The following is an 833-nucleotide window of genomic DNA, read 5'->3' on the forward strand; positions in this document are numbered from 1 at the left end:
ATATGATGTATATATTAATCAAAAAAAATACCGCTTTATGCTTGATACAGGAAGTAGCTTAACAGTTTTAGATAATAAAATCGCTGACAAAGTAAGCAAAAGAATTACAGAGAAAGAATATTATTTACCAGTAACTCAACTAGTATCTTCAAATAAGAATAGTACTAATGATATACTATTCTATCATAGTCCAACAATGTTTTTTGGGCAAGAGCAAATTTATACCAGTAAAATTATTGCATTAGATCTTAGCCATCTTAAAGAAACTATCGGAGAACAAATTGATGGTATTTTAGGTATTGACGTTTTTAACCAGTTTATTTGGGAGGTGGATAATTCCAATGGCAAGTTAAATATTTATAAAGATAAGAAGATTAAGGGAAATTATAAAAATGTTATTAACTATAGAGAGGATGACTATCCTTATTTTAAATTATATAAAAAGAATAAGTCTAAAGATCAGAATAAAGAATGGATTACATTACATTTTGCATTAGATACGGGGGCAGCCACCTCATCTCTTGACCCTATTATCAAAAATTATATGATAGTAAATAACTATAACAATAAAAACTTAGGAAGAAATTCAGTTGATTTTATGAATAAAATAGAATCTTCTAACTTAGTTTTTATAGAAGATTTGGAATTTGGTGATGAGCCGCCAATTAAAAGGATGAACTTCACTTATAATAAGATAAATAAAAATCTATTAGGCCTCGATTTCCTTAAGCGATTTGATAGATTTATATTTTATCCTTTTCAGCAAAAATTTTATTATAATGAAATGTCATTTAATCCTGATCCAGAACCACTACGAATGATTGGTGTTAGAA

General features: G+C 27.4%; 1 protein-coding gene. It reads left to right on the top strand.

Features of this window, described 5'->3' with window-relative positions; genetic code table 11:
* Positions 1-833 (top strand): retropepsin-like aspartic protease (locus FHQ23_RS12295; RefSeq protein ID WP_139614572.1); only part of this gene is annotated, 833 nt, incomplete at both ends.

The sequence above is a fragment of the Testudinibacter crocodili genome (genome assembly GCF_006228025.1).
In the GTDB taxonomy this organism is placed as follows: domain Bacteria; phylum Pseudomonadota; class Gammaproteobacteria; order Enterobacterales; family Pasteurellaceae; genus Chelonobacter.